This is a genomic window from Bradyrhizobium sp. (assembly GCF_049581145.1).
GTDB lineage: Bacteria > Pseudomonadota > Alphaproteobacteria > Rhizobiales > Xanthobacteraceae > Bradyrhizobium.
Genome location: NZ_JBAURI010000712.1, coordinates 1 through 8,627, shown reverse-complemented (window position 1 = coordinate 8,627; position 8,627 = coordinate 1). Strand labels below are relative to the sequence as shown.

Sequence of the window (8,627 nt, the reverse complement as noted above, 5' to 3'; positions counted from 1 at the left end):
CCACCTGCGGCGCCGCCGATGACCGCGCCCCAAGCGTTCGCGCCGCAGGCGTTCGCCCCGCCACCGGCCGCTCAGGCGCCCGTGCGGCGCATGGATCCCGACGAAATCTCGATGCTGATGAAGCGAGCCAAGGACCTGCTCGCCTCGGGCGACATTCCGCCCGCGCGGCTGCTGCTGCGACGCGCAGCCGATGCGCAAGACCCCAACGCAGCGTTCATGCTGGCTCAGACCTATGATCCCCAAGTGTTGGGAACCCGGGACGTGCGCAACATCAACGCGGATCCCGCGGCGGCGCGCAACTGGTACCAGAAGGCGGCCCAGTTCGGCTCCGCGGACGCACAGCGGCGTCTCGGCCAAATGCAAAACTAGCTCCCAGGGGGACACATGCGACGTTTGATTGGACTGGCACTCGTTGCCATTGTGATGGCGTGCGGCCTCGCGGCCCGTGCCGAAGATACCGCCTACGATCCGGAGAAGATCAGCAACAGCCTCAAGGCGATCTTCCAGTTCGGTTCGGCCCAGACCAAGCAGGCCCTCAACGCCAACACGGTGACGCTGATCACCGGGACCATCGGCGGCACCTATGTGCAATTCGGCGCTGACCTGTCGTCCGTGCTCGACGACGGCAACAAGCTGCGAATCCTTCCGATCGTCGGCCGCGGTTCGGTGCAGAGCATCGCCGACATCCTGTTCCTGCAGGGTGTCGATATCGGTGTCGTGCGCGCCGATTCGCTCGACTATCTCGAGAAGAAGGGCATTGCCCATGACCTCAGGAAGCAGCTGGTCTATGTCACGAAGCTCTATAATGAAGAGATGCAGGTGATCGCCCCGGTCGGGATTCACAACCTGAAGGATCTCGACGGCAAGAGGGTGAGCGTCGATCTCCCCGATGGCAGCACGTTCGTGACCGCGCTGGCCGTGTTCGAGCGGCTCGGCCTGCAGGCGAACAATTTCGCCTATATCGAGCAGCGCATCGCGATGGAGAAACTGAGGAAAGGCGAACTCGACGCCGTGATCGTGGTCGGCGGCAAGCCGTACAAATCCGTCAGCAACTTCGTCAACGACGGAGGACGCTTCCATCTGGTGACGGTCGACTACGACAGGCCGCTGCAGGGCGACTATCTGCCCGCCACCTTGACGTCGAAGGATTATCCGAACCTGATCGCAGCAGGGGATACGGTCGATACCATCGCGGTGCCGGCCGTGCTTGCGGCCTATAACTGGGCGCCCAATTCCCCCCGCTATCGCAAGCTGGAATTGTTCGTGGACGCCTTCTTCACGAAATTCCCGGCGCTGCAGAACCCGCCGTTCCATCCGAAGTGGAAGGAGGTCTCGCTATCGGCGCCGCTACCGGGCTGGACGCGACTGCCGATCGCGCAGCAATGGCTGGACGCGCATGGCATCGGCAATGGCGCCCGCAGCCGGTTCGAGGAATTCCTGAAACAAAGCCCGGAGGCCAGGAACCTGCAGTCGGAAGGCGACCGCGAGGCCTTGTTCAAGCAATACCAGGCCTGGGAGGCACAGAACGCGAAGGCGCAGGTGGTCCGCCAGCGACAGCCGCAGCAAGAGCCGCAGCCGCAGGTCCAATAACAGAGGGGAACGACTTCAAGGCCGGCCGCTCGCGGCCGGGCTTGAAGTCAAATCGGGCACGAAGATTTCCTGATGCACTGATGCCCTTCAGCGAGAAGCGGCCCAGCGAGCTTGCGGCAACGCCGCCGCCCGCGACAAAATCCGAGGACAGCAGGATCTGCCGGCCGAGTGGCCGGCACATCGATTCGAGACGCGCGGTCAGGTTGACGGCCGGCCGATCACCGTGACGTCGAGCCGGCTGTCGCTGCCGATAGTGCCGCAGATCACGTTGCCAAGATGCAGCGCCAGGCCGTACTCGATGCGCGGCAGGCCGAGACAGCCGCGACGGTCGTTTTCGCCGGCCAGTGCCGCTCGGCGTGCCCCGCGGCGATCAGGGCTCTGGCACAGGTCTCTGGAGGATCGGCACCGATCGGAAAGATCGCCAGCATCGCATCGCCGATGAATTTCAGCACTTCGCCGCCATGCGCCGCGACGGCGTCGCACATCGGGCCGAAATAGCAGTTGAGCAGCTCGATCAGGTCCTGGTTCGGCAGTGCCTCGGACAGATTGGTGAAGCCGCGGATGTCGCAGAGCCAGATCACCGCCCGGATGATCTCGCCGCTGCCGCGCCGGATCTGGCCGTCGAGCACCCGTCCGCCGGATTGCGGTCCGACATAGGTATCGAGCAACGTCCGCGCGGTGCGGCGCAGCACCTGGATTTCGATATTGAACGGGACCGCCGGACAGCATCGCCTCGAACAACCCAATCTCGTCGCCGCTGAATCCGCCGCGGTGTGAGGTGGCGAGCGAGAGCGCCTTGTGGGCTGCCGTCGGCGAACGGCACGGCGTACACCACATAGTCGGTGAAGCCATCGCGGCGCAATTCCGCGCGAATTGCAAACTCGCCCTCGCGCGGCGGCGCGGTGAGATCGCAGCGCACCGGTCCGCCGCCCTGACAGGCGATCCAGATCGGGCTCGAGGAAGTTGCAGCCGTCAAGGCGGGGTCGCGGCGATAGGAACGCTCCGTCGCGGGCTTGCCGAGCTCCCAGAGCAGGCTGAAGGAAAACATCCGCGGATGCAGGATCGGGACGCCGGTGGTGATGCGCGATACATCGACGCTGGCGGCGCGCAGCTCGCAGGCAAGAGCCTCGAGAAATGCGATCGGGTCGACCAGCTTGCGCGCCTCGGTCATCAGCCAGCGGAGCAGGACATGCGCCTCCTGCTGCATCTGAACCTCGACCTGGCGATTGGACACGACGGCGGTCACGCCTCGTTGTCGATTCCCCGGGTCAGCACGGCGCGCGCGGCCGCGCGATGATCCTCGGTGATGTGGTTCGCGACCAGCCGGATCGCGGTCGCCAGCACTGCGGCATCATCGGTGAAGCCGAGCACCGGCAGCATGTCGGGGATGAAGTCGAACGGCAGGATGAAATAGGCGATGGCGCCGAGCAGCGCAGCCTGGACGTGGCGCGGCGTCTCCTTGTCGAAGGCGCAGTAATAGGCGGCGAGCAGATCCTCGACGAAGGGCAGCCTTGCCGCGACCCGCTTCAGCTTGGTCCAGAACCGTTTGCGCACGCTGTCGCGGTCCTGCGCCAGCCGATCGGCCGGCTCAAATCCCACGCTGTAATCGGCTGCCATCGCCGGGCTCCTTCGAAACCAAGAACTCCAGGGGTTTCTCAACAAGTTGTGAGGCGAAAGTGGTGACTTGGCTCCGTGACCGCAAGACCGCGGTCAGCGGATCAGGCGCCGAGTTGCGCGGCGAAGGCGTTCATCGCCTTGGCAAGATCGATATCGCGCGCGGTCACGCCGCCGGCGTCATGGGTCGCCAGCACGACCTCCACCGTCTTGTAGACGTTGCGCCATTCGGGGTGGTGGTCGTTCTTCTCCGCGAGCAGCGCCACGCGCGTCATGAAGCCGAACGCCTGGTTGAAATCCTTGAAGGTGAAGATCCTGGTGATCGCCTCCCGTCCCGGGACATCCGCCCAGCCCGGCAGCGCCTTTAGCGCCGATTGCCGCGCTTCCGCCGATAGCCGTTCCGTCATTTGGCCTCCGTCGTTCGATGGAACTTTGCCCTGACGTTGAACCTACCGTAACCTTGGGCGTACCCCAACCTTGAATGCAGCCTTCGCGTCCCGGACCAAGGGCCATGGCAAGGACGGATCGCAGCCATGGAATCGGCGGCAAGGCAGGTAACCATGACGCAGATGTAACCCTCGGTGCGGCCAGAGGAATGCTAGAATACTGATCCAATTCGACCGGCGAGATGCAATTGGACCTCAAACGGCTGTTTGCCAGATCGATGACCCGGGATCTTGCCGCTGGCCCGCCAGCCGCAGCACCGCTACCATCGCGGGCAGCGATGCGTCGCAGGACAATTCTCATCACGATCGCCGCCGTGCTCGCCATCGTCGGCGCGATTGCGGGCGGCTATTATTTCGCGATGCGTCCGGTGACGTTGAAGCTGGCAGTCGGACCGGCCAACAGTGACGATGCCAGGCTGGTCCAGGCGCTGACGCAAGCCTTCAACAAGACGCGCGGCTATGTCCGGCTGAGGCCGGTGCAGACCGAGGGCTCTGTCGCGAGCGCGGAGGCACTGGCGCAAGGCAAGGTCGACCTTGCCATCATCCGCGGCGACCTAGAGGTGCCGAAAAACGCGCAAGCGGTCGCGACGCTGCGCAAGAACGTCGTGGTGCTGTGGGCGCCCCCGGCCAAGGGCCAAGGGAAGCGCCAAGGGAAGCGCAAGGGCAGGAAAGCCGGCACCAGGATCACCAAGATCGCGCAGCTTGCGGGGCACCGGATCGGCGTCATCGGCCGCACGCCGGCCAACGTCAATCTGCTGAAGATGATCCTGCAGCAATACGGCGTCGATCCGATCAAGGTCGACATCGTTCAGTTTCCCGCGGCCGAGGCCATTGAGGCCGTCAAGAGCCAGAAGGCGGATGTCTATCTCGCGGCCGGTCCCGACAACAGCAAGATCATCACGGAGGCGATCGCGGCATCGACACGGGATGGCGGTACGGCGACCTTCCTCGCCATCGATTCGGCGGAAGCGATCGCGCACAACCACCCGGTCTACGAGGCCGCCGACATTCCCGCCGGCAGCTTCGGTGGCTCGCCCGTCCGCCCGGACGACGAGGTGAAGACGATCAGCTTCAACCACCACATCGTCGCGCGCAAAGGCCTGTCGGACACCACTGTCGCCGCCTTTACCCGGCAGCTGTTCGCAATCCGCCAGCAACTGATGGCGGAATTTCCGCTGGCTGCGAAGATCGAGACGCCGGATACCGACAAGGATGCCGTACTTCCCGTGCATCCTGGTGCCGCGGCATTCGTCGACGGCGACGAGAAGACCTTCCTGGATCGCTACAGCGATTACATCTGGTGGGCCCTGATGGCGTTATCGGCGACCGGCTCACTCGGCGCCTGGTTTGCCGGCTATCTCAAGAAGGATCAACGCGAGACCAACACCTCGCTGCGCGAGCGGCTATTGGACATGATCCCGGCCGCGCGGCGCTGCGATTCCGCCGAAGAGCTCGACCGCATGCAGGACGAAGCCGACACGATCCTGCGCGATACGCTCGTATGCTATGATCACGGCGCAATGGAGGAAGGCGCGCTTTCCGCCTTCAATATCGCACTCGCGCAGCTTCACACCGCGGTCGCCGACCGCAGGGCGCTGCTCGCGACCACGCCGCAGAACCCGCAGCGGGCCGGCGCGGCCTTCCGCGCCACCGGCACCTGAGCACTGGCGGCTTTCCGCTTCGCAGGGCGGTGAAACGTAGACGTCAAGGCAGTATATCAAACTCTGGCGCCGCGGCTCAGCACCACATACAGCGCGTCGGTCGGACACGGCTTTGGCAGCCGCGGGCGGTCGGCGAATGCCGGCGGCACGCGGTCGGCGCCGTAACCGGTCACGAACACGAACGGAATTTTCAAGGCGTTGAGCCGCTCGGCAATCGCATAGCTCTTTTCCCGGACCAGACCGACGTCAAGCAGCGCAAAATCCGGCGCGCGAGCGGCTATCATGTCGAGCGCCATGGCGACATTTCCGGCGGTCCGAACCCCCTGCACGCCGAAGCCGAGGATCGTGTCCTCGAAATCGAGCGCAATGATCGGATCGTCCTCGACGATCAGCACGTCGTTCGGCAGGCCGGCGGGCGGGGCGGATTCCATGATCACACAGGTTCAGGGGCGACACTCTGGTCAGGACGCCCCGCTGCCGACGCCCAAGAAGCATCACTGGGTTCCCGGAACGAAACCACCACATCGAAGTTCATCTGTCGGTGCACTTGTGCACACAACGCAGGAGCCAGTTCGATTATTGTGGCCTGAACGACAGAGTGGGGTTTTCGAATGCTGATGCGACGCCAGGAAGCGGCCGAGGTGACGGACCGGCCGTACAATAACCTGCTGCGGCGGCTGAGCGCGGCCGATTACGCGCTGCTCGCCCCCTACCTTGCTCCGGAGGACGGCGCCGCCGGCGACCTGCTCTATAATCCCGGCGATGGGGTCGAGACCGTGCACTTTCCCTGTGGTCCATCGCTGGCCTCGTTCCTGGTCCCCAACGAAGATGGCCGCGACCTCGAGACCATCCTGGTCGGCCGTGAGGGCGCGGTCGGCGGTATCGTCAGCGAAGGGTTTCTGCCGGCCTACACCCGCATCACCGTCAAATTCGGCGGTCCCTTTGTTCGCCTGCCGGTCAGCAGACTGGATGCGGCGAAGACGCAATCGAAGACCTTGCGCAATATCTTCGCCCGCTACGCCGACTGCATGCTGGCGCAGATCTTTCAGTCCACCGCCTGCAACGCCATCCATTCCATCGAACAGCGCACCGCGAAATGGATCGTCTCGGCCATGGAGCGAACCGATGGCGACGCTGCCGTGCCGCTGACCCACGAGCAGTTGGCGACCCTGCTCGGGGTCGGCCGCAGCTACACCAGCCGCGTCATGCAGACCTTCAAGGCGGAAGGCATTCTGGAGACCCGGCGCGGCTCGATCCTGGTGCGCAACCCCGACGCCCTGCAGCAAAGGTCCTGCCTCTGCAACGAGTCGGTCAAGAGCCATTTCGAGGAAGTGCTGCGCGGCGTCTATCCGACCGAAGAACAGGGTTCCGTCTAGCGAGAAAACCGCGCTACAACTTCGTCATGAACGGGGCTGCAGTTCACGCGATCTACGATGTCACAGCGGGTGTCGCGGCATGGTGGCTGTCGCTTATTTGCCGCTGCAACTTCAATCGCAATCGTTCAAGCTCCCCTGTGTCGCTGATATCCGGCGCCGGGGCTTGGCGTCTATCTGTTCGTTCCCGGGCATCGCCAGATCGGTCGAAGCTGCTGCCAGCCGGCGCCATCTTCGCAATCGAGCTCCGCAAATGTGGGTTCGGCTGGGGACGACCGGTGCAGCGGTTCGGGCCCCGGCCGCTGAATCGGCGGACCTGGCCCCCAAGGGATGACAAGACGATGACAAGGGCAAACCAACCGTAAGGCTCCGGTCGGCCCGAAATCGCTCCACCAGGTCGTAAACAAGTCATTGTTTTTTGACCTTTCCTGCATATATTGCAGCGCAACGCGTCAGGTGTGCCCGGTCCCTTTGGCCGGGCTTCCTTTTTGGACCCAAAGGTCCGCAGAATTTCAGGTTTTCGAGTGCGATCCGGAAAGATGGGATCCCGGTTTTCCGGTGAGATCGCGCTCCCACCATGCACGACCCAGAAGAAGAGCCATGAACCTTCGCAACGTCGCCATCATCGCCCACGTCGACCACGGCAAGACCACGCTGGTCGATCGCCTGCTGCAGCAATCCGGTACCTTTCGCGAGAACCAGAAAGTGGCCGAGCGCGCGATGGATTCCAATGACCTGGAGCGCGAGCGCGGCATCACGATTTTGGCGAAAGCAGCCTCCGTGCAGTGGAAGGATACCCGCATCAACATCGTCGATACGCCCGGCCACGCTGATTTCGGCGGCGAGGTCGAGCGCATCCTCAACATGGTCGACGGTGCGCTGGTGCTGGTCGACGCCGCCGAGGGCCCGCTGCCGCAGACCAAGTTCGTCGTCTCCAAGGCACTCAAGGTCGGCCTGAAGCCGATCGTCGTCATCAACAAGGTCGACCGGCCCGACGCGCGGCCGACCGAAGTCATCAACGAGGTGTTCGACCTGTTCGCCGCGCTCGATGCCAGCGAGGAACAGCTCGATTTCCCGATTCTGTACGGTTCGGCCAAGCAGGGCTGGATGGCGGACAGCCCGGAAGGTCCGAAGGACAAGGGCATGGAGCCGCTGTTCGACCTGATCCTGCGCCATGTCGCGCCGCCCAAGGTCGAAGAGGGCCCATTCCGGATGATCGGCACCATCCTGGAGGCCAATCCCTATCTCGGCCGCATCATCACCGGCCGGATCAGTTCGGGTTCAATCAAGCCGAACCAGGCGGTCAAGGTGCTCGGCGCCGACGGCAAGCTGATCGAGCAGGGCCGGCTGACAAAAATCCTGGCGTTCCGCGGCATCGAGCGCACGCCGCTGGAAGAAGCCGAGGCCGGCGACATCATCGCCATTGCGGGCCTGACCAAGGGCACGGTGGCCGACACCTTCTGCGATCCCTCGGTCGACACGCCGCTGCCGGCGCAGCCGATCGACCCGCCGACGGTGTCGATGTCGTTCATCGTCAACAACTCGCCGCTGGCCGGCACCGAAGGCGACAAGGTCACGAGCCGCATGATCCGCGACCGCCTGTTGCGCGAGGCCGAGGGCAATGTCGCGCTGCGGGTGACCGAAGCCTCCGACAAGGACTCCATGGAAGTCTCGGGCCGCGGCGAATTGCAACTCGCGATCCTGATCGAGACCATGCGCCGCGAGGGCTTTGAGCTGTCGGTGTCACGGCCGCGCGTCGTGCTGAAAAAAGACGAGGCCACCGGACAGCCGCTGGAGCCGATCGAGGAAGTGGTGATCGACGTCGACGAAGAGCATTCCGGCGTCGTGGTGCAGAAGATGAGCGAGCGCAAGGCCGAGATGATCGAGATGCGCCCCTCCGGCGGCAACCGCCTGCGGCTGGTGTTCTACGCGCCGACCCGCGG

Annotated in this window: 8 protein-coding genes and 2 pseudogenes; 5 read left to right on the top strand and 5 right to left on the bottom strand. The window is 64.2% G+C overall.

All coding sequences use genetic code 11. The features are described from left to right. A pseudogene (locus WCB02_RS23190) lies at positions 1-369 on the top strand (hypothetical protein); the annotation flags it as partial. Positions 370-384: 15 nt separating this feature from the next. Beyond that, positions 385-1,590, top strand: coding sequence for a TAXI family TRAP transporter solute-binding subunit (locus WCB02_RS23185; protein ID WP_423961799.1), 1,206 nt, complete (start codon positions 385-387; stop codon positions 1,588-1,590). A gap of 263 nt (positions 1,591-1,853) precedes the next feature. Here WCB02_RS23185 and WCB02_RS23180 read toward each other — a convergent pair whose 3' ends face one another. From WCB02_RS23180 to WCB02_RS23165, 4 genes and pseudogenes are all read right to left on the bottom strand, one after another. Then, a complete protein-coding gene (locus WCB02_RS23180; protein WP_423961798.1) occupies positions 1,854-2,219 on the bottom strand; it encodes an adenylate/guanylate cyclase domain-containing protein in 366 nt (121 codons plus the stop codon). Then, complete coding sequence (locus WCB02_RS23175; RefSeq protein WP_423961796.1) at positions 2,168-2,824, bottom strand: hypothetical protein; 657 nt, start codon at positions 2,822-2,824, stop codon at positions 2,168-2,170. The genes WCB02_RS23180 and WCB02_RS23175 overlap by 52 nt, the downstream gene beginning before the upstream one ends. Before the next feature lie 8 nt (positions 2,825-2,832). Next, a complete protein-coding gene (locus WCB02_RS23170; protein WP_423961795.1) occupies positions 2,833-3,207 on the bottom strand; it encodes a YkvA family protein in 375 nt (124 codons plus the stop codon). A gap of 101 nt (positions 3,208-3,308) precedes the next feature. Further along, positions 3,309-3,614, bottom strand: a pseudogene (locus WCB02_RS23165) (4a-hydroxytetrahydrobiopterin dehydratase); the annotation flags it as partial. Positions 3,615-3,832: 218 nt separating this feature from the next. Between WCB02_RS23165 and WCB02_RS23160 the strand changes: the two are divergent. Next, entirely contained in the window at positions 3,833-5,311 is a 1,479-nt protein-coding gene (locus WCB02_RS23160; RefSeq protein WP_423961793.1) for a TAXI family TRAP transporter solute-binding subunit, read from the top strand. 56 nt (positions 5,312-5,367) lie between these two features. On the opposite strand, the gene WCB02_RS23155 is transcribed toward WCB02_RS23160, so the two are convergent. Then, a complete protein-coding gene (locus tag WCB02_RS23155; protein ID WP_423961791.1) occupies positions 5,368-5,742 on the bottom strand; it encodes a response regulator in 375 nt (124 codons plus the stop codon). 180 nt (positions 5,743-5,922) lie between these two features. Between WCB02_RS23155 and WCB02_RS23150 the strand changes: the two genes are divergently transcribed. Both WCB02_RS23150 and WCB02_RS23145 read left to right on the top strand, forming a co-directional pair. Next, complete coding sequence (locus WCB02_RS23150) at positions 5,923-6,687, top strand: Crp/Fnr family transcriptional regulator (RefSeq protein ID WP_423961789.1); 765 nt, start codon at positions 5,923-5,925, stop codon at positions 6,685-6,687. Positions 6,688-7,284: 597 nt separating this feature from the next. After that, positions 7,285-8,627: GTP-binding protein (locus WCB02_RS23145; RefSeq protein WP_423961787.1), on the top strand; the 1,343-nt coding region annotated here is incomplete at its 3' end.